The 22,220-nt window shown below is 45.8% G+C and carries 23 protein-coding genes; 16 read left to right on the plus strand and 7 right to left on the minus strand.

The window, feature by feature from the left end; genetic code table 11:
* Positions 1 to 121 precede the first annotated feature (121 nt).
* Positions 122 to 1,762 carry a GMC family oxidoreductase gene (locus L9Q40_RS01525; protein ID WP_498791748.1) on the plus strand — a complete coding sequence of 547 codons (1,641 nt, stop codon included), beginning with the start codon at positions 122 to 124 and terminating at the stop codon, positions 1,760 to 1,762.
* A gap of 102 nt (positions 1,763 to 1,864) precedes the next feature.
* On the opposite strand, the gene L9Q40_RS01530 is transcribed toward L9Q40_RS01525, so the two are convergent.
* From L9Q40_RS01530 to L9Q40_RS01560, 7 genes are all read right to left on the minus strand, one after another.
* Positions 1,865 to 2,017 (minus strand): hypothetical protein, encoded by a 153-nt coding sequence (locus tag L9Q40_RS01530; protein WP_020332886.1) that lies wholly within the window; start codon positions 2,015 to 2,017, stop codon positions 1,865 to 1,867.
* A 239-nt stretch (positions 2,018 to 2,256) separates the two neighbouring features.
* Positions 2,257 to 3,225 carry an alpha-L-glutamate ligase-like protein gene (locus L9Q40_RS01535; protein ID WP_020332888.1) on the minus strand — a complete coding sequence of 323 codons (969 nt, stop codon included), beginning with the start codon at positions 3,223 to 3,225 and terminating at the stop codon, positions 2,257 to 2,259.
* A 3-nt stretch (positions 3,226 to 3,228) separates the two neighbouring features.
* The gene (locus L9Q40_RS01540) at positions 3,229 to 4,734 is read right to left on the minus strand and encodes an inactive transglutaminase family protein (protein WP_020332889.1); all 1,506 of its coding nucleotides are present in this window, start codon (positions 4,732 to 4,734) and stop codon (positions 3,229 to 3,231) included.
* A gap of 17 nt (positions 4,735 to 4,751) precedes the next feature.
* Positions 4,752 to 5,492, minus strand: a complete 741-nt coding sequence (locus L9Q40_RS01545) for an ATP-dependent zinc protease family protein (protein ID WP_176291242.1) — start codon at positions 5,490 to 5,492, stop codon at positions 4,752 to 4,754.
* A gap of 220 nt (positions 5,493 to 5,712) precedes the next feature.
* A complete protein-coding gene (cmoB, locus tag L9Q40_RS01550) occupies positions 5,713 to 6,684 on the minus strand; it encodes a tRNA 5-methoxyuridine(34)/uridine 5-oxyacetic acid(34) synthase CmoB (RefSeq protein ID WP_498791749.1) in 972 nt (323 codons plus the stop codon).
* A gap of 73 nt (positions 6,685 to 6,757) precedes the next feature.
* Positions 6,758 to 7,495, minus strand: coding sequence for a carboxy-S-adenosyl-L-methionine synthase CmoA (gene cmoA, locus L9Q40_RS01555; RefSeq protein WP_014231350.1), 738 nt, complete (start codon positions 7,493 to 7,495; stop codon positions 6,758 to 6,760).
* Between the two features lie 136 nt (positions 7,496 to 7,631).
* Positions 7,632 to 8,498, minus strand: coding sequence for a DUF72 domain-containing protein (locus L9Q40_RS01560; RefSeq protein WP_498791750.1), 867 nt, complete (start codon positions 8,496 to 8,498; stop codon positions 7,632 to 7,634).
* 272 nt (positions 8,499 to 8,770) lie between these two features.
* Here L9Q40_RS01560 and aspS point away from each other — a divergent pair, with 272 nt between their 5' ends.
* The 15 genes from aspS (at position 8,771) to ybgF (ending at position 22,076) form a co-directional block, all read left to right on the plus strand.
* A complete protein-coding gene (gene aspS, locus L9Q40_RS01565; RefSeq protein ID WP_014231352.1) occupies positions 8,771 to 10,549 on the plus strand; it encodes an aspartate--tRNA ligase in 1,779 nt (592 codons plus the stop codon).
* Between the two features lie 108 nt (positions 10,550 to 10,657).
* Positions 10,658 to 11,179, plus strand: coding sequence for a crossover junction endodeoxyribonuclease RuvC (gene ruvC / locus L9Q40_RS01570; RefSeq protein ID WP_498791751.1), 522 nt, complete (start codon positions 10,658 to 10,660; stop codon positions 11,177 to 11,179).
* A gap of 67 nt (positions 11,180 to 11,246) precedes the next feature.
* Positions 11,247 to 11,861 carry a Holliday junction branch migration protein RuvA gene (gene ruvA, locus L9Q40_RS01575; protein WP_065296612.1) on the plus strand — a complete coding sequence of 205 codons (615 nt, stop codon included), beginning with the start codon at positions 11,247 to 11,249 and terminating at the stop codon, positions 11,859 to 11,861.
* Between the two features lie 89 nt (positions 11,862 to 11,950).
* Positions 11,951 to 12,955: a Holliday junction branch migration DNA helicase RuvB gene (gene ruvB / locus L9Q40_RS01580; RefSeq protein ID WP_065296613.1), complete on the plus strand. Its 1,005-nt coding sequence runs from the start codon at positions 11,951 to 11,953 to the stop codon at positions 12,953 to 12,955.
* Positions 12,956 to 13,417: 462 nt separating this feature from the next.
* Positions 13,418 to 15,004: a cytochrome ubiquinol oxidase subunit I gene (cydA, locus tag L9Q40_RS01585; RefSeq protein ID WP_014231356.1), complete on the plus strand. Its 1,587-nt coding sequence runs from the start codon at positions 13,418 to 13,420 to the stop codon at positions 15,002 to 15,004.
* A 17-nt stretch (positions 15,005 to 15,021) separates the two neighbouring features.
* On the plus strand, positions 15,022 to 16,158 hold the full coding sequence (gene cydB / locus L9Q40_RS01590) for a cytochrome d ubiquinol oxidase subunit II (protein ID WP_020332892.1): 1,137 nt from the start codon (positions 15,022 to 15,024) through the stop codon (positions 16,156 to 16,158).
* A gap of 12 nt (positions 16,159 to 16,170) precedes the next feature.
* On the plus strand, positions 16,171 to 16,278 hold the full coding sequence (gene cydX, locus L9Q40_RS01595) for a cytochrome bd-I oxidase subunit CydX (protein WP_000270284.1): 108 nt from the start codon (positions 16,171 to 16,173) through the stop codon (positions 16,276 to 16,278).
* Positions 16,271 to 16,573, plus strand: coding sequence for a cyd operon protein YbgE (gene ybgE, locus L9Q40_RS01600; RefSeq protein ID WP_014231358.1), 303 nt, complete (start codon positions 16,271 to 16,273; stop codon positions 16,571 to 16,573). Before cydX ends, ybgE begins: the two co-directional genes overlap by 8 nt.
* A 172-nt stretch (positions 16,574 to 16,745) precedes the next feature.
* The gene (ybgC, locus tag L9Q40_RS01605; protein WP_014231359.1) at positions 16,746 to 17,165 is read left to right on the plus strand and encodes a tol-pal system-associated acyl-CoA thioesterase; all 420 of its coding nucleotides are present in this window, start codon (positions 16,746 to 16,748) and stop codon (positions 17,163 to 17,165) included.
* A complete protein-coding gene (gene tolQ / locus L9Q40_RS01610) occupies positions 17,155 to 17,853 on the plus strand; it encodes a protein TolQ (protein WP_014231360.1) in 699 nt (232 codons plus the stop codon). The genes ybgC and tolQ overlap by 11 nt, the downstream gene beginning before the upstream one ends.
* Before the next feature lie 3 nt (positions 17,854 to 17,856).
* Entirely contained in the window at positions 17,857 to 18,300 is a 444-nt protein-coding gene (locus L9Q40_RS01615; protein ID WP_014231361.1) for an ExbD/TolR family protein, read from the plus strand.
* Positions 18,301 to 18,313: 13 nt separating this feature from the next.
* The gene (tolA, locus tag L9Q40_RS01620; protein WP_014231362.1) at positions 18,314 to 19,381 is read left to right on the plus strand and encodes a cell envelope integrity protein TolA; all 1,068 of its coding nucleotides are present in this window, start codon (positions 18,314 to 18,316) and stop codon (positions 19,379 to 19,381) included.
* Positions 19,382 to 19,394: 13 nt separating this feature from the next.
* Positions 19,395 to 20,747 carry a Tol-Pal system beta propeller repeat protein TolB gene (tolB, locus tag L9Q40_RS01625; protein ID WP_498791752.1) on the plus strand — a complete coding sequence of 451 codons (1,353 nt, stop codon included), beginning with the start codon at positions 19,395 to 19,397 and terminating at the stop codon, positions 20,745 to 20,747.
* A 30-nt stretch (positions 20,748 to 20,777) separates the two neighbouring features.
* On the plus strand, positions 20,778 to 21,302 hold the full coding sequence (pal, locus tag L9Q40_RS01630) for a peptidoglycan-associated lipoprotein Pal (RefSeq protein ID WP_014231364.1): 525 nt from the start codon (positions 20,778 to 20,780) through the stop codon (positions 21,300 to 21,302).
* 18 nt (positions 21,303 to 21,320) lie between these two features.
* A complete protein-coding gene (gene ybgF, locus L9Q40_RS01635; RefSeq protein ID WP_014231365.1) occupies positions 21,321 to 22,076 on the plus strand; it encodes a tol-pal system protein YbgF in 756 nt (251 codons plus the stop codon).
* The last annotated feature ends 144 nt before the right edge of the window (positions 22,077 to 22,220 follow it).

Consider the following 22,220-nt stretch of genomic DNA (forward strand, 5'->3'; position numbering starts at 1 on the left):
ATATGACGAAATCAGCGAAAGGATTACGCATTTGCGTGTTGCGTCTTTCTTCAAGAGGCATGACTTACCTGCATCAATGGCAAGAGAGTACCGTTCATTTACTGCCTATGGGAGGTCGGTAATGGAAAGCTACGATTACATTATTGTCGGTGGTGGTTCTGCTGGCTGCGTTTTAGCTTCGCGTTTATCTGAAGACTCTGAGGTGACGGTTTGTCTGTTAGAGGCTGGTGGCAAAGACAACAGTGCTTTTATTCAGACCCCTGTCGGCACGGTGGCTATGCTGCCGACCAAGTTACATAACTGGGGCTTTGAAACGGTGCCACAAACCGGATTAAATGGTCGTAAAGGTTATCAACCGAGAGGGAAAGCGTTAGGTGGTTCGAGCTCTATTAATGCCATGATGTACTCGAGAGGGAACAGGTATGATTACGACTTATGGGCAAGTCTAGGTAATACTGGCTGGAGTTACGACGAATGTTTACCGTATTTCAAAAAAGCGGAAAACAACGAGGTTCACCACAATGAATACCATGGTCAGGGCGGGCCTTTGAATGTCACTGATTTGCGCTCTCCAAGTAAGCTTGTTGAACGATATTTGTCGGCCTGTGAGTCCATCGGTGTTCCCCGCAGTGCAGATATTAATGGCGCACAACAGTTTGGCGCGACTTACACGCAAGTGACTCAACGAGATGGTGAGCGATGCAGTGCAGCAAAAGCGTATCTGACACCACACTTAAGCCGGACAAATCTAACGGTACTGACCAAAGCCACCACGCACAAGGTTCTGTTTGAAGGAAAGCGTGCGGTTGGCGTCGAATACGGCTTGAAAGGGAAGCGTTTCCAAATTAAATGCAATCGTGAAGTGATTTTATCGGCAGGCGCATTTGGTTCTCCACAGATCTTGCTTTTATCGGGTATTGGAGCCAAAGCTGATCTCGATAAGCACAATATTGAGCAAATTCATGAGTTACCGGGTGTTGGCGAAAACTTACAAGACCATATTGATTTGGTACACAGCTACAAATGCCTTGATAAGAGAGAGTCTTTTGGTGTCTCGCTACGAATGGTTTCTGAAATGGGTAAAGCGTTGCCTCAGTGGATGAACCAGCGTAGTGGCAAAATGAGCAGTAACTTTGCTGAAGGAATTGGCTTTCTTTACTCTGATGACAATATTGATGTGCCTGATTTGGAGTTCGTCTTTGTGGTAGGAGTGGTTGATGATCATGCACGTAAGATTCACCTGAGCCACGGTTATAGCTCTCACGTGACGCTACTAAGGCCAAAAAGTAAGGGTACCGTCAAACTTAAAAGTGCTGACCCTTATGACGCGCCGCTGATTGATCCTGCCTTTTTAAACCACCCGGATGATATCGGCATCATGATCAAAGCGTGGAAGAAGCAACATCAGATGATGGAAAGTCAGGCATTTGATGACGTTCGAGGTGATAACTTTTATCCGGTTGATGCTGACGATGACCATGCCATTGAGCAAGATATCCGTAACCGGGCTGATACCCAATATCACCCCGTGGGTACGTGTAAAATGGGAACGGCAGATGATCCACTGGCGGTGGTGGATAAGGATTTAATCGTCCACGGGTTAGAAGGGCTAAGAGTGGTTGACGCATCGATAATGCCAACGCTTATCGGTGGAAATACCAATGCACCTACCATCATGATTGCGGAAAAAATCTCCGATCAAATCAAGTCACAATATGCCGGATATTCTCAGTCTGAAACGAGGATATCTGAGGCGGGGTAGGCCGCTAGGAAAATAACTGGTGTTAAAACCAAAATAAAAAAGCCGAGACAGTAGGACGGCAGTCTCGGCTTTTTGAGCACTTAGCTTTATCAAGATTAAATGCTAATCTTCTGAAACATCAGGTGTGACTTCGAGCATTTCAGCAAGCTCTTCAAGTGCCTGTATAGAAATCTCTGACAAGCGTTGTAAATGCTGGTCTAGAGTCTCATGGTCAACAAGCGATGGTTCTTTATTATTTGTATCTTTTGTTAACATGTCTCAACCTCATAAGTTGAGTTAGGGGAGCTATTATAATACTCAATATGTTGAGTATTAAAAAAACGTTCTATGTTTAATTTGTTAGATAGATCATTGATTGAGGCTAGCGTTTTCGCGCTTTAAATTGAAAACGAGCTATATCGCTCAAATATGAAAGGTGACCTAGCAATCAGAGGAATTTATGCTAGTTGCACTCACTGAACCACATGTTCGAGGTCCAGTGAGCAAAAGTGATATCAGAATTGCGGTTTAACGCCGAACTGAGCTGCTGCGTAGGCGACGCGCTCTTTCGGTTTAGGGTATTCAGCAGGGGTACCAAGGCTTTCGATATGTTTTAAACGAGGCAGTAAACCCATGCCATTCGCGATTTGAATAGCCAGGCCCGGACGCGCATTGAGCTCTAAAACCATCGGTCCTTCTTCTTTGTCCAACACCATATCTGTGCCCATGTAGCCTAGACCTGTCATTTCCCAAGCACTAGAAGCCAGTTCAAGCAAGCGCTCCCAATGTGGAACTTCCAGCGTTGAAAGGTCTTTTCCGGTGTCAGGGTGGTGAGTGACAGGTTGGTCAAATTGTACGGCTCTGATCGCTTTACCCGTGGCGATATCAATACCCACACCCACAGCGCCTTGGTGAAGGTTCGCTTTACCATCAGAGGCCGCAGTCGAACAACGCATCATCGCCATTACAGGGTAGCCTTTAAATACAATGATTCGAACATCCGGCACACCTTCATAACTGAAACCATCAAAGCAGTCATCAAACTTGATCAGGTTCTCAACGACGGCAACATCGTTTTTGCCACCAAGAGAAAATAGCCCGGCAAGCGCGTTACTGATGTGGCGCTCTACTTCTTCTTTGCCAATGGTTGCACCTGAAGGCTTGGTGTATACGCCATCTTTGTGTGAGGTGACAACTAAAATACCTTTACCACCACTACCTTGAGCAGGCTTAATTACAAAGCCTGGCCACTCTTTAACCATGTTGTGGATGGTCTTTACTTCAGCTTGGTTATGAATGACACCGATGAGGGCAGGGACGGTCGCCCCTGCTGCCTGAGCGATGATTTTAGTTTTCAGCTTGTCATCCACTAAAGGATATTTGGAACGATCATTGTAGCGACCAATATAGCTATGGTTGCGCTTGTTCATCCCCATGATGCCTTTGTGGCGAAGTTTTGCTGGCGTGGTATAACGTTCAAACATCGTTTAATCCTCCGCTAGCGGTTTGAAACGACGAAGTTCTGTCAAGCGGTAACCAGTGTATGTACCAAGTAGTAGAATCCCTGCCAGTACGATTAACTGCAGACCAATAAAATTAAACGTCAGGTGCTGGATGTACGAATTGGTCATGGCCAGGTAAACCAGTACTGCGGTAAGTAGTGAGCCACCACCTTGCATCGCCACTTCTTTCGCCCCTTCTTCTTCCCACAGAATCGACATACGTTCGATGGTCCATGACAAGATGATCATCGGGAAGAAGGTAATCGTCAGACCTTCTGTCAGACCGATCTTAAATGCGACGACAGTGAATACCGAGATGATCATTATTACCGTGATGATAACCGCCGATATTCGAGCGACCAGAAGTAAATTAAGTCGCGACAGATAGCTTCGGATAATCAAGCCCGTACCGACAATCAGCAAGAAGCCGACAATACCAGTAATTAATTGCGTTTGGACGAAGGCGACCGCAATCAGAACTGGCATGAAGGTACCTGATGTTTTCAGGCCGATAATCACGCGCAGGAATACCACAATCAGTGCGCCAATTGGGATCAGCATGATGGTCTTAAACATAGCTTGTTCTTCAAGTGGCAAGCTATGAATAGAAATGTTCATCAGGCCATCGGCTTCAATCTTGTTGTTGGTGGCCTGTTGAGGCGTCATATCCTGCTTGATCATTGAGAAATGAACTTGGCTATTATTGCCGCCAACTAAATCGAGCAGCGATACGTTGGACTCATCCCAAACCAACAGGTTAGGCTGCACGGCCTTTTGCTCTGAGTTTGGAGAGAACAGAACCCAGTCTTTACCAGACCACACCTGCACCATTGGTTGAATGGTTTGGCGTCGGCGTCCGTCTTCCAGCTCAATAACACCCACTATTTTGCTTTGGACACCCGCTGAGAGAAGGATATTGTGTAACGCATCGGTACGGTCAAAATCGTTCAGCAGGAGAGCAGAGTTTTGACTGTCCGGATCGTTCAATGTTTTGATCAGTTCACGTGCAAATGTCACGTTATCCGCTGAACGGCTCATTGCTCGCTCAATCAGAGCGTTTGCAGCAGCTTGTTGCGGAGCTGAAAGCGTTGGAGGAGTAATCTCATCTGCTGGTGGGAGAGGCGTAACCTGAGCTTGTGGGTCCACCAGAAATTGTGCTTTGTAGTAGATAGTCTGAGGACCGCGAGCCTGACGGATTGACCATTCTGCGCGACGTCCGGAGTCTGAGTTGATGTAAGAGACCCCATAACCAGAAGAAGAAGCGGATTCGCCGATAAGTGTGTAACCACTTTGAGTATGAGGGGCGGCAAGGGAAGCTTTTACTTCGTTGCCGTTAGCGTTGAATTCTATACGAGCTTCTACATCCCATACCTGACGCGTTTCACCTGGAGTCCATGGCACGCCATAATTTTGGTGTCTGAAAACACTCAAAGCGATGCCCGCAACCACCAATAAAATGACGGATACGTAAAACGGTATTTTTGACGTCATAATCTACCTTATTATTCTTAGTTTTCTTCTGTTTGAATATATGTGCGGCTCACATCGACCAACGCGATGTCGCGAATAAATTCTCTACCTAGTAAAATAGGATGGTTCATATGGGAACGATCTGCCAACGTAAATTGCGCTTTTTCATGGATTTTCCCAACTTTGACCCACAGTTCGACAACGGCTCTGCGATCAAGATCATCTGCCGTGGATTGACGTATCTTCACGTAGCGTAGGACAGGAGCTTCAATCCAAATGTTTTTTTCTTCTTCAGACTTGGTGTTATCCGCTAAGTGAAAGCGAACCCAATTCTTACCGTTTCGCTCAAATTCTTTAATATCGATAGCATTTAAAGACGAAGTGGCTGCGCCAGTATCGACACGAGCATCGAACGTCTGCTTGATAGAATCTATGGTCACTTTCTCAATTGAACCGAGAATAATGTTATGTGTTGGCGTCTGTTCTACAGGGGTAGGAGCCTGAACGATAATAGGATCTTTTGGCTTTTTGACTTCGGCCATAGCTTCATCGCGGAATGTACGAAGCTCGCCTTTTAGTGTCGTCACTTGTCCTTCAAGGTTGTCGATATGGTTCGATTGGTTACTGAGCTGCTGCTCCAGAGTAGCAATACGATTATTGACATTCGTTTCTGAGGATTGGATAGCGGCTAACGTTTCTTGGTGGTACTGTTCGCCTTTGGTAAGTGTGCATCCAGATAGCAAGACGATGGCAACAACCGGAGTCAATCGTAATAACATTGAAAACCTTGGGATGGATTAAGTTGTTTGATTTTTAAGAGTTTAGCTTATATCAACAAAGCCTCACAAGTAAGAATGTTTCTCTATCTCTTATAGAGTGAGGAATAGTGATGAAAAGCTTAGAATCAAGGGTGCGAACCACACCCTTGAAGAGATAAGATGAGAGGGTAATGTCTTAATAGAAGCAGTGAGTTAGAGCAATGTCAGAAATCTAAGTTAATTATGATTTACGAGCCACAAGCACTGCACGGCGTGGCGCTGGGTAGCCTTCCACTGTTTTACTCGGATCGTTTGGATCTAGGTAGTCTGGTAGTGAATTGTGAGTCATCCAGTCTGTTGTGCGTTGTTCACCTACCGTAGTCACATTCTCATCGACGATACGGACATCTTCAAAGCCAACCAGCTCTAACCACACTTTGAGTGCTTTTGCTGAAGGGAAGAAATATACGTTACGCATCTGAGCGTAGCGAGATGTCGGTACAAGAACGGCGTTTTCGTCACCTTCAATCACTAGGGTTTCTAATACAAGCTCACCACCCGAAACCAACTGGTCTTTGAGCTGAATTAGATGGTCAAGCGGAGAACGGCGGTGATACAGAACACCCATACTAAATACCGTATCGAACGCTTCTAGTTTTGGTAGTTGCTCAATACCCAATGGCAGCAGGTGCCCTCGCTGATCGCCGCCCATCAGTTTGCGGATCGCTTCAAACTGGATCAGGAACAGGTGGGAAGGATCAATGCCAACACAAAGACGAGCGCCTTCACCAAGCATGCGCCACATGTGGTAGCCATTACCACAGCCGACATCGAGTACACTGCGGTTCTTTAGCGGTGAGATATGTGGAAGTACACGATCCCATTTCCAGTCACTGCGCCACTCAGTATCAATGTGAATACCATGTACTGTGTACGGCCCTTTGCGCCATGGATGGAATGTACGCAGCAAATTTTCTAGTTTTTTCAGTTCACCTTCATGAAAAGGTGTGTCATTACTGATGGTGACTGAGTTTTTAATGTCAACCTGATTCGGTGAGCCCTCAGGAATTTTGTTCAGTGCTTTCAACCAGCGACCAAAGTCACCGTGCTCTGCATTTTGCCAGTCCGTTAGCTGTTGTGGTAACACGTTTAGCCACGGTTGAAGACGCGTGTCTTGGGCAATTAATTGATAGAAATTTGCAAAGTTAAACATAATTAGTTAATCACTGAGTTGATGTTGTAAAAGTAAATTGAGTTTGAGTTCGAATGTTTACTTATCCGAATGGTTACTTAATTGCAAACATAGAGCCGAAGTTAAAGCACTGGAACCAGACGTCGTAGCTAGAGAATCCAATTTTGGCGAAACGTTCTTTATGGTCTTTCTTAGAATCCGGACGCATTACATTTTCGATTGCGCTGCGTTTTTGGCTGATTTCCAGCTCGCTGTAGCCATTTGCACGTTTAAAATCGTGGTGAAGGTCAATCAATAGTTCATTAGACACTTCATCTTCAAAGACGAATTTTTCAGACAGAATCAGAATGCCGCCAGGGCGCAGACCAGCGTAGATTTTCTCTAACAACGTGTAGCGATCTTCTGGAGAAAGAAACTGAAGTGTGAAGTTCAGGACGACTACCGAAGCGTTTTCAATTTCGATATTACGAATATCTTGTTCAACGACTTCTACTGGTGTGTCGCTGCGGTATGCGTTTACGTGCAGCTTACAACGTTCGACCATGGCTGGAGAGTTATCGACAGCGATGATTTTACAACCTTCTTGTTTAATATGGCGGCGCATTGAAAGTGTCGCTGCACCTAAAGAACACCCAAGGTCATAAATGTTGGAGTGCGGCTTAACAAAGCGTTCAGCCAGCATGCCAATCGCAGAAATGATGTTGCTGTAACCCGGCACCGAGCGCTGAATCATGTCAGGAAAGACTTCCGCTACGCGTTCATCAAACGTGAAATCCCCAATTTTATCGATTGGAGCCGAAAAAATAGTATCTGGATTGCTCTTAGGGTTCATAACCAAATCTCTGCATACAAGCTGACGGGACTATTAGTTTTCAAAAACGTCTAGTCTTCAAAAAACGTCAGACATCAAAAAAGGCGCGTATTTTATGAGAAATTCGCGCCTCTGTCATGCATTGCTTTAGATTGCATCAGAACATCTGTAATTGGGAGTTGCCATCATTGGCAGGGAAGGGCTCCAAATCAGGGAGCGTAATGTGCTTTTGTAGATTCTTATAAATGTTTGCAGCCAGTTCTGGTGCGATGATGTTGTCAGCGGTATGGATCATCACATAAGGCTGTTTACCTTCGTTAATCCACTGTGGAAGTTTGCTCAGCCAAGGCTTAAAAAAGTCATAATTCTGCTGTTCTTCCGGGTGACCGATAAAGCGGATCATCGGGTGGGAAGCAGTGGCAATCGCGTGTACTGGCACTTTGGGCTTTTTCATCTGCGCATCGATGATTGCTTCACTATTTGGTTTAGCTGCAAACACAGGTCGGCTGTCCATAATGATTCGGTCGATGCCATTTTCTATCAGCCATTGATTGAGCGCTCGTTCATCGTCACCTTTGGAGAAAAACGCCATATGACGCACTTCTACACCAAGAGGGAAATTCGGTGGAAAGCTGACGCAGAACTTTTTTAAACGATCGAGGTATTCAGGGCCAAAAGCGGCGGGCAACTGGATTGTCCACTGACCGACTCGCTCATGGAGCGGTTCCATTACTTTCATAAAGTCACGCAACTGCTCATCACATCCTCTTAGCATTTGCTGGTGAGTAATGGCTTTTGGTAGCTTAAAGGTAAACTTGAAATCGTCGTGTGTTGCTGATTTCCAGTTTTGAACAGTATTAAGTGACGGTGTCGCATAAAAGGTGGTATTGCCTTCTACAGTATGGAATACCTGTGCGTACTTCTCTAAACGCTCAGCAGGCTTTGTGCCACTACCATAAAAGCTTTGTTGCCACAGGTTATGTGACCACATGGTTAGTCCAAGTCGAAGGGGTAAGTTATCCATTATTCTTCTTTACATTTAATCCTGCGATCACTTTACGAGAGTTTTGCTGAAATAGGTAATTTCACGTTATAATCAGCAGCAATTTTTTCGCTCTGGTGCGGTTTTGAACAGTTGTAGTACTAAAAAGCACCAATGAATGATAAAACACACTTAATTGTACGCTGAGTAGTCGATTTTCATAGACTTTCAGCGTATAACTGAATCTTTACTCTGCTTGGCAATGAAGCCGACAGAGCGTAGTCAACAACTTTTGAGAGATTGGGAATTTCATTATGCGTACCCATTACTGTGGTCACCTGAACAAGTCCCTTGCAGGACAAACTGTAGAACTTTGCGGCTGGGTTAACCGTCGCCGTGATTTAGGCGGTCTTATTTTTATCGATATGCGAGATCGTGAAGGCATCGTTCAGGTAGTTGTAGATCCAGATATGGCGGATGCGTATGAAGTGGCTAACACACTTCGTAATGAATTCTGTATCAAACTAACGGGTGAAGTTCGTGTTCGTCCAGAAAGCCAAGTAAACAAAGACATGGCAACCGGTGAAGTTGAGATCCTTGCGAAAGGTCTTGAAATCATCAACCGCTCTGACGTTTTGCCTCTAGACTTCAACCAAAAGAACTCTGAAGAGCAGCGTCTGAAGTACCGTTACCTGGACCTACGTCGTCCAGAAATGAGTGACCGCATCAAGCTACGTGCTAAAGCGTCTAGCTTTGTTCGTCGTTTCCTAGACGACAACGGCTTCCTGGATATCGAAACACCAGTACTAACTAAAGCGACGCCAGAAGGTGCTCGTGACTACCTGGTACCAAGCCGTGTTCATAAAGGCAGCTTCTACGCGCTTCCTCAGTCTCCACAGCTATTTAAACAGCTGCTAATGATGTCTGGTTTTGACCGTTACTACCAAATCGTTAAGTGTTTCCGTGACGAAGACTTGCGTGCTGACCGTCAGCCAGAATTCACTCAGATCGATATCGAAACGTCATTCATGACGGCTGATCAAGTACGTGAAGTGACTGAAAACATGGTTCGCGATATGTGGCAAGAGCTACTAAACGTAGACCTGGGTCAGTTCCCAGTAATGCCGTTTGCGGAAGCAATTCGTCGTTTCGGCTCTGACAAACCAGACCTACGTAACCCACTAGAGCTAGTAGACGTTGCTGATCTTGTAAAAGACGTAGACTTCAAAGTGTTCTCTGGTCCGGCAAACGACGAGAAAGGTCGTGTTGCGGTAATCCGTGTACCAGGTGGCGCATCTCTGACTCGTAAGCAAATCGACGGTTACGCTGAGTTCGTTGGTATCTACGGAGCGAAAGGTCTGGCGTGGATGAAGGTTAACGACCGCGCTGCAGGGGTGGAAGGTATCCAGTCTCCAGTTGCTAAGTTCCTAAACGAAGACGTGATCAACGGCATTCTAGACCGCACTCAAGCAGAATCTGGCGATATCATCCTATTTGGTGCTGACAAAGCAGGCATCGTTGCAGAAGCACTAGGTGCACTACGTCTGAAACTAGGTAAAGATCTAGAACTAACGGACGAGTCTGCATGGGCACCTCTATGGGTTGTTGACTTCCCAATGTTCGAAGAAGATGACGAAGGCAACCTACACGCAATGCATCACCCGTTCACGGCACCTCTTGGTGTTAATGCGGAAGAGCTAAAAGCGAACCCAGCGGCAGCAAACTCAAACGCATACGACATGGTTCTAAACGGCTACGAAGTGGGCGGCGGTTCTGTACGTATCCACAACGCAGAAATGCAGGCTGCAGTGTTCGATATCCTAGGTATCGATGCTGACGAGCAACGACTAAAATTCGGCTTCCTTCTAGACGCACTGAAGTTCGGTACGCCTCCACACGCAGGTCTTGCATTCGGTCTGGACCGTCTGGTTATGCTGCTATGTGGTACTGAGAACATCCGTGATGTTATCGCGTTCCCTAAAACAACAGCAGCAGCGTGTCTACTGACAGACGCACCAAGCATTGCAAACCCTGCAGCGCTAGAAGAGCTGGCAGTTGCGGTAACAGTAGCAAAAGAAAAAGACGCAGAATAAACGCACAACAATTGAAGAAAAACTCCCGCAATTGCGGGAGTTTTTGTTTTAATGAAATATATTCTAATAAGTCTAATAAATTTAATGAGTTGTTGATTAGGAAACTTAATGTCAATTATTTTGGGCATTGACCCAGGCTCACGTATTACCGGTTACGGTGTCATCCGCCAGCAAGGCCGCCATTTGCAATATCTTGGCAGCGGCTGTATCCGCATGTCTGAAAAAGAGCTCCCGGGTCGACTCAAACAAATTTATGCCGGTGTTACGGAAATCATTACTCAGTTTCAGCCAGATGTCTTCGCTATCGAACAAATTTTTATGGCGAAAAACGCTGATTCTGCGCTAAAACTGGGACAGGCTCGAGGCAGTGCAATCGTAGCGGCAGTAAATGCGGATTTACCTGTTTATGAATACGCCGCACGCCTGATTAAACAGGCCGTTGTGGGGACAGGCGGTGCAGATAAAACTCAGGTCCAGCACATGGTCCAACATATGTTGAAGCTGCCGGCAAAACCGCAAGCCGATGCGGCCGATGCCTTGGGTGTGGCAATCTGTCATGCCAATACCAACAAAACGCTAGTGGCTTTGGCAGGAAAGGCAACCAGCGCACGAAAAGGGCGCTACCGGTAAAATTAACTGGATGTCTATCCAGTTCTTTATTATCCTGTCGCAAATTCATTTCCAAAGAGTATTTATCGTGATTGGACGTCTTCGCGGCACCTTGCTAGAAAAGCAACCTCCTGAAGTTTTAATTGAAGTTAACGGCATTGGTTATGAAGTTCAGATGCCAATGAGCTGTTTCTACGAGCTGCCAAACATCGGCGAAGAAGCCATCATTTATACTCATTTTGTTGTTCGCGAAGATGCTCAGCTGCTTTACGGTTTCAATACCGTAAAAGAGCGTGCGTTGTTCCGTGAAGTGATTAAAGCAAACGGCGTGGGTCCTAAATTGGGCTTGGGCATTTTGTCTGGTATGACAGCAAGTCAGTTTGTTACATGCGTTGAACGAGAGGATGTTTCAACACTCGTTAAGCTGCCGGGCGTTGGTAAGAAAACGGCTGAGCGCCTTGTGGTTGAAATGAAAGACCGTCTGAAAGGGTGGGGTGCTGGTGATCTCTTTACCCCATTTACCGATGCCGCACCAGCAGATTCCGCAACGGCTGCATCTAACAACGCAGAAGAAGAGGCGGTGAGTGCACTGCTTGCTCTAGGTTACAAACCAACGCAAGCCTCGAAAGTCGTGTCTCAAATCGCGAAACCGGATATGAACAGCGAGCAGCTGATTCGTGAAGCGCTAAAATCAATGGTGTAACGCCAGTCCGAAGGTAACAGTTTGCCTATTGCAATAAGTTGCTTAAGGTAATCTATTCTCTCAGGTAACCATTTTTTCAAGGTAACAAGATGATTGAAGCTGATCGTTTAATCGCTCCAGAAAACCCGGCGTTTAGGGAAGAAGACGTCATTGACCGTGCAATCCGTCCGAAAAAGTTAGAAGACTACCAAGGTCAGGATCACGTTCGAGGCCAGATGGAGATCTTTATTAAAGCGGCACAGCTGCGTAATGAAGCGTTAGATCACCTGCTGATTTTTGGTCCTCCTGGCTTGGGTAAAACCACACTCGCGAATATCGTTGCTAACGAAATGGAAGTGAACATTCGTACCACTTCAGGCCCTGTGCTGGAAAAAGCAGGGGACTTAGCCGCGCTGCTCACCAACTTAGAAGAAAATGATGTTCTCTTTATCGATGAAATCCACCGCTTGAGCCCAATGGTTGAAGAGGTGCTTTATCCCGCGATGGAAGACTACCAGCTAGATATTATGATTGGTGAAGGTCCGGCAGCTCGCTCAATTAAAATCGATTTGCCGCCATTTACCTTAATCGGGGCGACAACGCGTGCTGGTTCACTGACGTCACCATTACGCGACCGTTTTGGTATCACTCAGCGTCTTGAGTTTTATAAGATTAAAGACCTGCAGGACATTGTTCAGCGTAGTGCGGATTGTTTAGGTCTCTCTATGGACCCGGAAGGGGCTTTAGAGGTCGCACGTCGTGCTCGTGGCACACCTCGTATTGCAAACCGTTTATTACGTCGTGTGCGTGATTATGCGGAAGTGAAAGGCAATGGTCACATCTGTGCTGATGTCGCTGATAAAGCGCTTAACATGCTTGATGTTGATGCTCAGGGCTTCGACTATATGGACCGTAAACTTCTCCTCGCGATTATGGAGAAGTTTGGCGGAGGTCCCGTTGGCTTAGACAATATGGCTGCGGCTATTGGTGAAGAAAAAGACACCATAGAAGACGTGCTGGAACCTTATCTGATTCAACAAGGTTATTTACAACGAACACCACGGGGTAGAATTGCCACTGATCGGGCTTATCTCCACTTTGGAATCGAAAAATAGAAAGTAAAAAGGCTGGGCAAATTGCTCAGCCTTTTTGCTTTTGGTGATCTATATCTCATTTATTGAATTTCTTTAATTCCTTTTTAGTTAACAGAAAAGTTCTAGTTGTTGCGTTAATGTTTGTCTGTAGCCCGTTATTTACTCCCCTGATTACCCAGCCTTAACATTTGCGTCAGGTGTTGTTTGATTTGCGTCAAGGTGATGGATTTTTGTCCACGTTCTGTGCATAAATATTGATGTGTATCAAAGCGCATTCTGGCTATAAATCTTTTGAAACAATGTGTTTTTACAAGTAATATTAGCCACAGCTATATTAGCTGATGCTTAACAATTAACTAACCAACGAAGTACATTTTCGCAACAAAAAGTTGTGACAATTCAACATATTTCATGTGTGAATAACACTTGATTATGGATTGCAATATGTAGAGAGTGTCATTCAGCCGACACATAGGAGTTACCATGATTGACGTAGTTGATCTATCGCGGTTGCAGTTTGCACTAACAGCGATGTATCACTTCCTATTCGTACCATTGACCCTTGGTATGGCCTTCCTACTGGCCATTATGGAGTCGTTGTACGTAATGACGAATAAGCAAATCTATAAGGACATGACCAAGTTCTGGGGCAAGCTGTTCGGTATTAACTTTGCACTTGGTGTGGCTACCGGCCTTACCATGGAGTTCCAGTTTGGTACTAACTGGTCGTATTACTCGCACTACGTAGGTGACATCTTTGGTGCACCACTCGCCATCGAAGCACTGGTTGCGTTCTTCCTGGAGTCAACGTTTGTAGGCTTATTCTTCTTCGGGTGGGATCGACTGTCTAAACGTCAACACTTAGCGGTAACTTGGCTGGTGGCTTTAGGTTCTAACTTCTCAGCACTGTGGATTCTGATTGCGAACGGCTGGATGCAAAACCCAGTTGGCGCGGAATTCAACTTCGAAACCATGCGAATGGAAATGGTGAGCTTTGCTGAAGTTGTGTTTAACCCAGTTGCTCAGGTTAAATTCGTTCACACGGTAGCTTCTGGTTACACCTGTGGCGCAATGTTTGTTCTAGGCATCAGTTCATACTACTTATTAAAAGGTCGTGACGTGGCGTTCGCTCGTCGTTCATTTGCTATTGCCGCTTCATTCGGTATGGCAGCGATTCTTTCTACTATCGTTCTTGGTGACGAATCAGGCTATGAGCTTGGTGAAGTTCAGAAAGTGAAGCTTGCTGCGGTAGAAGCTGAATGGCACACAGAACCAGCACCAGCTGCGTTCACGCTGTTTGGTATTCCTAACCAAGAAGACATGCATACTGACTACGCAATTAAGATCCCTTACGTAATGGGTATTATTGCAACTCGTTCTATCGATAAGGAAGTAACGGGCTTACGTGACCTGCATGATCAACACTTAGAGCGTATCCGTACGGGTATGTACGCGTACGAGCTGCTAGAGAAGCTTCGTGCGGGTGATAAGTCTGAAGAGAACATGGCTGCGTTCGATGAAGTGAAAGGTGACCTAGGTTACGGTCTACTTCTAAAACGCTACACAGAAAATGTTGTTGATGCGACAGAAGAGCAGATTCAAGCAGCAGCGGATGACTCTATCCCAACCGTGTGGCCGCTATTCTGGTCATTCCGTATCATGGTTGCGTGTGGCTTCATCATGCTATTCGTATTCGGCTTGGCGTTCATCCAAACGTGTCGTCAGAAGATTACACAGAAGAAATGGCTGCTTAAAGCTGCGCTATTCAGTATTCCACTTCCATGGATTGCTATCGAAGCAGGTTGGTTTGTTGCGGAGTTTGGTCGTCAACCATGGGCGGTTGGTGAGATTCTCCCAGTACACGTCGCTGCCTCAGCACTGACAGCCGGTGAAATCTTGACTTCACTATTCGCAATTCTGGCGCTTTACACTGCATTCTTGATTGCAGAAGTTTACTTAATGGTGAAATTCGCTCGTAAAGGTCCAAGTAGTCTGAAAACTGGACGTTACCACTTCGAGCAAAACGCTGACTCTGTTGAAGACAAAGTTAGTCGCCAAGTAGAAGCGTAAGACAAGGAGACAACAAGATGTTTGATTACGAAATCTTGCGATTCATCTGGTGGGTACTGATCGGTGTTCTACTAGTTGGTTTTGCAGTAACAGATGGATTCGATATGGGTGTAGGTGCGCTTGTACCTGTTATCGGTAAAAGCGACACACAACGTCGTGTCATGATTAACTCAATCGCCCCACACTGGGATGGTAACCAAGTTTGGCTTATCACTGCGGGTGGTGCATTGTTTGCGGCTTGGCCTCTTGTTTACGCAACGTCATTCTCTGGTTTCTACCTGGCGATGATCTTGACGCTTGCAGCGCTATGGCTACGTCCTCTTGGTCTGGACTACCGCTCGAAAATTGAAGATCCAAAATGGCGCAGAAACTGGGACATTTGTATCTCAATCAGTGGCTTTGTACCGCCAATTATCTTCGGTGTAGCTTTTGGTAACCTTCTACAAGGTGTTCCATTCCAATTGAGTGACTTCCTGATGCCAACGTATCACGGTTCATTCTTTGGTCTGCTAAACCCATTCGCGTTGCTGTGTGGCCTAGTAAGCTTGTTCATGATTCTGATGCAAGGTTCAAGCTGGCTACAGATGAAGACTACTGGCGAAGTGCATACTCGTGCGCGTAACGTCGCTCAGCTTACTGGTCTGCTAACCGTGGTAACGTTTGTTGTTGCTGGTTTCTGGGTTCAGAACATTGAAGGCTACGTAATTGTTGGTGGTATTGATACCAATGCAGCGTCTAACCCGCTGAACAAAGAGGTGATTCGTGAAGCAGGTGCGTGGATGAAGAACTTTGAAACTCACCCACTGCTATGGGCTGCACCAGTACTAGGTGTTGCGATGCCACTGCTGACTGTACTGGCTTCTCGCCTTGAAAAGTGTGCGACTTCGTTCATCACTTCAAGCCTTGGTGTTGCGGGTATTATCTTTACTGCTGGCTTTGCGATGTTCCCATTCATCATGCCGTCAGATCTAGTGCCTAGCCACAGCTTGACGATGTGGGATGCTACTTCATCTGAGCTGACGCTGAACCTAATGACAGGTGTTGCGTTTGTGATGGTACCAATCATTCTGGGTTACACGTCTTGGACTTACTACAAGATGTTCGGCCGCTTGGATGATAAGTACATTGAAGACAACAAAAACTCACTTTACTAAGGAGCAATCACTATGTGGTATTTCGCATGGATTCTAGGTGTACTACTTGCTTGTGCATTCGGTATCATCAACGCTCTTTGGTTAGAGCACTCAGAAATGATGGACAAAGACAGTGAGTGATCTCGCTGATAAGGTAGCGAAGTTACATGAACCAACAGATAAGACTCTGCTGAGGGTCTTATCTCTCATCCTCGGCTTTATGCATGTTGGATTGGTCATGTGGGAGCCAGAAGCCTATAGCCAGGCGATTGGCGGGTTTAACGCCGTCATCGCTCCAGCACTGATTTGGGCAGTATGCTCAAGCATGGTGTTTGGCGTTGGCTTCAAGCCGAGAAGTTGGTATTGGCAAGTGTTATTCAGCCCATACTTTTCACTGACTATCTTATTGTACTTAACTGTACGCTATTTCATGTAGCTTGAAATAAGCTGAAATAAAGTCGGTTATTTCATCATCGATTAAAAGCCAGGCTCTTTGCCTGGCTTTTATTTTTTCTACAAAAATCAAAAATATTCCGCTCACTTAGTACCAATTCATATTGCTTAAGTTATAGTAACTACTTTAAAGAATTGACTCTATTGGTACTCTCTTGCAAGGCACATCTAATTCATTCCGCTGGCCGATCACCGTGTACTATGAAGACACAGACGCGGGTGGCGTTGTTTATCATTCAAATTACCTGAAATTCTTTGAGCGTGCCCGTACTGAAATGCTGCGTGCAAAAGGTATCTCTCAACAAGTGTTACTGGAACAAAACATCGGTTTCGTTGTCCGACACATGGATATCGATTTCAAACAAGGGGCGAAACTGGACGAACATTTGACAGTCTTGACCCGAGTGTCAGAAATAAAACGTGCGTCTTTACAATTCTGTCAAGAGTTGGTCAATGATCAAGGGCGGATATTGTGCAGTACCTTTGTTAAGGTAGCATGTGTCGATAATAAGAAAATGAAACCAATAGCTATTCCAGCATTTATTAATTCGGAGCTAACAAATAGTGACTGCTGATATTTCCATTTTAGATCTCTTTCTTCAGGCAAGTCTGTTGGTAAAACTTGTGATGCTGACACTACTTGGTATGTCGATTGCGTCATGGGCAATGATCATTAAGCGCAGCAAAGTGCTTTCACACGCATCAAAAGATGCAGAATCATTTGAAGACAAGTTCTGGTCAGGTACCGATCTTTCTCAGCTTTACCAAAAAGTAAAAGCTCGTAAAGATGAAATCATCGGCACAGAAGAGATCTTCTACGCCGGTTTTACAGAATTTGCGCGTCTGCGTAAGAGTAACGCGAACTCTCCAGCTTACATTATGGAAGGGACAGGACGTGCCATGCGCGTTGCTGTTGCTCGTGAAGTGGATGAGCTAGAAACCAGCTTACCTTTCCTTGCTACGGTAGGTTCAATCAGCCCGTACATTGGTCTGTTTGGTACCGTTTGGGGCATCATGCATGCGTTTATCGCACTGGGTGAAGTAAAACAAGCAACCCTTTCGATGGTAGCACCAGGTATCGCAGAAGCGTTGATCGCGACGGCAATGGGTCTGTTTGCTGCTATCCCAGCGGTAATGGCTTACAACCGACTAAGCAACAAAGTAAGTAAGCTTGAGCACACTTACGCGACTTTCTCAGAAGAATTCCACAGCATCCTTCATCGTCAGGCGATGGCTGGCCGAGACAGCGCGGATAAGGAATAAAGCATGGCGGGTTACCAACCTAAAAAGCGCAAAATGACGGCAGAGATCAACGTTGTACCTTATATCGACGTGATGCTGGTACTGTTGATCATTTTCATGGCAACCGCTCCATTCGTGACGCAAGGTGTTGACGTTGAGCTACCAAAGACCTCAAACGCAACCCCTGCTCAGGAGCTAGCCGGAGATACTGATAGCAGTTTCATCATTATCGAAATTGATCGCGATGGTAACTTAGGTCTGAGTGTCAACGATGAAGAAGTTCAACGTGGCTTATCACTGCAAGATGTGATTGTCCGTGTGAAAGCTGAGCGATCGCTTAAACCTGATTCACCTGTTGCGGTAGGTGGCGATGCAGCAACCCCGTATGCAGATGTAGTCCTTCTACTTGATGAATTGAGTCGTGCCGGTATCCCTAAAGTAGGGCTCCTGACCGATATCAGGGAATAAACGTCAACTATTCATGAAAGAAAAAAAGAACCAGACCAAAGAGTACTCCAAGCCGATAATGATATCGGTGGGTTTGCACGCCCTGTTGGTAGTCGCATTGCTTTGGGGTACTGATCTAACAATGTCAAAACCTGAACCAACAGGACAGATGGTTCAGGCGGTTGTTATCGATCCAAAGCTTGTTCAGCAACAAGCGAAAGAGATTCGTCAGCAACGCGAAAAAGCCGCTAAGAAGGAGCAAGAACGTCTGGATAAATTAAGACGGGAAGCCGAGCAGCTGGAAAAAAATCGCAAAGCTGAAGAAGAGCAAATTCGCAAGCTGAAAGAGCAACAGGCTAAAGATGCTCAAGCCGCTCGTGAAGCGGAAGCCGAGCGTAAGAAAAAAGAGCAGGAACGCAAAGCCGAAGAGGAACGTGTTCGCAAAGAGCAAGAGCGAGCTGCTAAGCTTGAACAAGAACGTAAAGTCAAAGAAGAGGCGGTACGTAAAGCGGAGCAGGAACGTTTAGCGAAAGAAGCGGCGATTGCAAAAGCGGAACAAGAACGTGTGGCGCGCGAGAAAGCAGCGAAAGAAGCTGAAGAAAAAGCCAAACGTGAACGTGAAGCCGCGCAAAAAGCCGAGCAAGAACGTATCGCAAAAGAAAAAGCAGCCAAAGAGGCGGCTGAGCGCGAACGTAAAGCTCGTGAAGCTGCTGAGAAAGCCGAGCGTGAACGTAAACAACAAGAAGCAGCATTGGATGACATTTTTGCTGGCTTAGAAGATGAAGCAAGCCAAAACAGTGCGGCTCGTAACCAATTTATCAACGACGAGCTTTCTCGTATGTCGTCGATATACACTCAGAGTATTCAGCAAAAGTTGATTAAGGATGACTATTTGCTGGGAAAGGAGTGTAGGGTCAACATCAAACTGATTCCTACCGGGTCGGATATGATGGTTGCTGGTGTTACCGTACTGGGTGGCGATACGCGAGTTTGTGCGGCAGCAAAAAGAGCGATTGCACAAGTTGGGACGTTCCCTAAATCGTCAGAAGCTGCGGTCAATGAAAAACTGAAAGACATCAACTTAACGGTTGCTTTGGACTAAAAGGAACAGAGACGTGATTAAACGCCTTTTACTAGGAATGTTTGTACTGCTAAGCAGTATGACGAATGTAGCTAACGCTGCACTAGAGTTGGTTATTACCGACGGTATTGATTCAGCACGACCAATTGCTGTGGTTCCATTTAAATGGGAAGGTGCTACGGCGCTGCCAACAGATATTTCTGCGGTAATTGCCTCTGATTTACAACGCAGCGGAAAATTCAGCCCGGTACCTACCAATAAAATGCCACAGACGCCTTTTAATGAATCTGAGGTTAACTTTGATTCATGGACTAACCTGGGGGTTGATGCCTTACTGACAGGTTCAATTACTCAAAATGAGCAGGGCAACTACGTGGTTAACTACCAACTCGTTGATATTGTTCGTGGTCAGCTAACCGGTGGTCAGGGTAAAGCATTAGGTAGTGATGGCGAATTGGTGCTATCTAAAGACCATGTGTTGTTCAACAAAGTCGCAACCGTAGAAGCATCTCGTATGCGTGAATACGCGCACCGTATTTCCGATTTGGTTTATGAGCAGCTGACGGGTGACCGCGGTGCCTTCATGACCCGAATCGCTTATGTGGTAGTGAGCGACACTGAGCGTTTCCCATATCAACTGCGTGTTTCTGATTACGACGGTTATAACGAGCGCTTGGTACTTCGCTCTAAACAGCCGTTGATGTCACCGTCTTGGTCTCCAGATGGCCAGAAGCTAGCGTATGTAAGCTTCCAAAACGGTCAGTCTGAAATTTACATCATGAATATCTACACTGGCGAACGAGAAAAGATTACTTCTTATCCTCGTCACAACGGTGCACCTAAGTTTTCTCCGGATGGCAGCAAACTTGCGCTTGTTCTGTCGAAGACGGGTTCATTGCAGGTCTACACATTCGACCTGAGATCTCGCCAGCTCACACAAATTACGCGTGGCAGATCAAATAATACAGAACCGTTCTGGCACCCAGATGGAAAATCGTTGGTTTTCACATCGGATAGGGGTGGAAAACCTCAAATTTATCAAGTAGATTTGGGCAGCGGTGATACTAATCGTTTAACTTGGCAAGGTAGTCAGAACCTGAGTGGTCAAATCACACCTGACGGCCGATTCCTGGTGATGGTGAATCGCAGTGATTCAGGCTTCAACTTGGCAAAACAAGATTTAGAAACGGGTGCTCTTCAAGTTCTTACCAAGACCTTACTTGATGAGTCACCAAGTATTGCTCCAAACGGTGGCATGGTTGTATATAGCTCCATGTACAATAAGAAAAACGTACTTTCGATGGTTTCCATTGATGGTCGATTTAAAGCGAGATTACCTGCGACAAATGGACGCGTAAGAGCGCCTGCGTGGTCACCGTTTTTGTAATAATAAGATAGATTAATAAAGGAAAATAAGATGCAACTTAACAAGGTTCTAAAAGGGCTACTTATCGCGCTTCCAGTTATGGCTATGACTGCGTGTAGTTCAAGTGACGACGCTGCTTCAAGTACAGGTGACGCAACTAACCAAAGCGGCGCTGTTGAAACAACAGTCGTATCACCTATCGACCAAGCTGGTCAACTGACTGAGCAAGAGCTAAAAGAGCAAGCGCTACGCGAAACTCAAACTATCTACTTTGCATTTGATAACTCAACAATTGCTGGTGATTACGAAGAGATGCTAGCGGCTCACGCGGCGTACCTAAGCAAAAACCCATCACTACGCGTAACTATCGAAGGTCACGCTGATGAGCGTGGTACGCCAGAGTACAACATCGCGCTAGGTGAGCGTCGTGCTCAAGCAGTTGCAAACTACCTACAAGCACTAGGTGTTCAGGCAGACCAAATTTCAATCGTTAGCTACGGTGAAGAAAAGCCACTTCTTCTAGGCCAGTCTGATGACGTTTACGCTAAAAACCGTCGTGCGGTTTTAGTATACTAATTCGAGGGAATCCTCATGTTGTTCAGTAACACTAAGCGCGCTGTTGCGCTTACGTTACTGGCAAGTGCAGCGAGCTTTGCGTTCGCTGCACCAGCTCCAGTATCTGATCTCAACAGCACATCTTCAGTTTCTAAAAGTCGTTCATCCGAGACGGATGTCGAGCGATTAGAACGCCTACTGCAAAGTCGCAGCCGTCTTCAGTTCCAAATGCAAGAGCAAATTGACCAAATGTCACGAGAGATCAGTGATCTAAGAGGTCAGTTGGAACGAAACAACCATGAAATGAAGCAAATGCTTCAGAGGCAGAGAGAGCTGTTCGTTGAGCTTGATCGCATGCGTGGTGAGATGAAGTCAGCGCCCGTCGTTCAAGAGACGGAGTCTGCAGAACCGGGTGGTCAATACACTCCGAATGCTGATGAGCAGACGGCTTACCAAGACGCTGTGGATCTTATCCTTAAAAAGCGCGATTACGCTGGCGCAATTGCTGCGTTCCAGCAATTCCAGAAGGATTATCCTGACTCCACTTACACAGCGAACTCACATTATTGGTTAGGCCAATTGTATTACGCTAAAAAGCAGGATAAAGACGCCGCGAAAAGCTTTATTGCAGTGGTTTCTTACAAAGATTCTAACAAGCGAGCAGATGCATTGGTGAAACTTGGCGATATCGCTGAGCGTAACAACAATGCTGAGCAGGCGAAGAAGTTTTATCAGCAAGTGGTCGATGAGTACCCAAATAGTGCCTCAGCGAAAATTGCAGGCGCTAAACTGTAACCACTGTCTTTGATTATTTCTAAAAGGAGCTTCTGGCTCCTTTTTCTTTTATTGGCCTGTGTATTAAGCTAATAAGTGTTAATTGGAACAAAGATATACGGCTAGAGCTCTATAAATCCTCGCTATGGGTTGGTTTTTGAAAAT

Source organism: Allocatenococcus thiocycli, assembly GCF_921292965.1.
GTDB classification, from domain to species: domain Bacteria; phylum Pseudomonadota; class Gammaproteobacteria; order Enterobacterales; family Vibrionaceae; genus Vibrio; species Vibrio natriegens.

Excerpts from the sequence above, each read along its gene's own strand:
- tolA (WP_014231362.1), top strand. The coding sequence starts at position 18,314 with ATGAAAGAAAAAAAGAACCAGACCAAAGAGTACTCCAAGCCGATAATG.
- L9Q40_RS01535 (WP_020332888.1), bottom strand. The coding sequence starts at position 3,225 with ATGTTTGAACGTTATACCACGCCAGCAAAACTTCGCCACAAAGGCATC.
- aspS (WP_014231352.1), top strand. The coding sequence starts at position 8,771 with ATGCGTACCCATTACTGTGGTCACCTGAACAAGTCCCTTGCAGGACAA.
- pal (WP_014231364.1), top strand. The coding sequence starts at position 20,778 with ATGCAACTTAACAAGGTTCTAAAAGGGCTACTTATCGCGCTTCCAGTT.
- L9Q40_RS01615 (WP_014231361.1), top strand. The coding sequence starts at position 17,857 with ATGGCGGGTTACCAACCTAAAAAGCGCAAAATGACGGCAGAGATCAAC.
- cydB (WP_020332892.1), top strand. The coding sequence starts at position 15,022 with ATGTTTGATTACGAAATCTTGCGATTCATCTGGTGGGTACTGATCGGT.
- cydX (WP_000270284.1), top strand. The coding sequence starts at position 16,171 with ATGTGGTATTTCGCATGGATTCTAGGTGTACTACTTGCTTGTGCATTC.
- cmoA (WP_014231350.1), bottom strand. The coding sequence starts at position 7,495 with ATGAACCCTAAGAGCAATCCAGATACTATTTTTTCGGCTCCAATCGAT.
- ruvB (WP_065296613.1), top strand. The coding sequence starts at position 11,951 with ATGATTGAAGCTGATCGTTTAATCGCTCCAGAAAACCCGGCGTTTAGG.
- L9Q40_RS01530 (WP_020332886.1), bottom strand. The coding sequence starts at position 2,017 with ATGTTAACAAAAGATACAAATAATAAAGAACCATCGCTTGTTGACCAT.
- cydA (WP_014231356.1), top strand. The coding sequence starts at position 13,418 with ATGATTGACGTAGTTGATCTATCGCGGTTGCAGTTTGCACTAACAGCG.
- L9Q40_RS01560 (WP_498791750.1), bottom strand. The coding sequence starts at position 8,498 with ATGGATAACTTACCCCTTCGACTTGGACTAACCATGTGGTCACATAAC.
- cmoB (WP_498791749.1), bottom strand. The coding sequence starts at position 6,684 with ATGTTTAACTTTGCAAATTTCTATCAATTAATTGCCCAAGACACGCGT.
- L9Q40_RS01525 (WP_498791748.1), top strand. The coding sequence starts at position 122 with ATGGAAAGCTACGATTACATTATTGTCGGTGGTGGTTCTGCTGGCTGC.
- L9Q40_RS01540 (WP_020332889.1), bottom strand. The coding sequence starts at position 4,734 with ATGACGTCAAAAATACCGTTTTACGTATCCGTCATTTTATTGGTGGTT.
- ruvC (WP_498791751.1), top strand. The coding sequence starts at position 10,658 with ATGTCAATTATTTTGGGCATTGACCCAGGCTCACGTATTACCGGTTAC.
- L9Q40_RS01545 (WP_176291242.1), bottom strand. The coding sequence starts at position 5,492 with ATGTTATTACGATTGACTCCGGTTGTTGCCATCGTCTTGCTATCTGGA.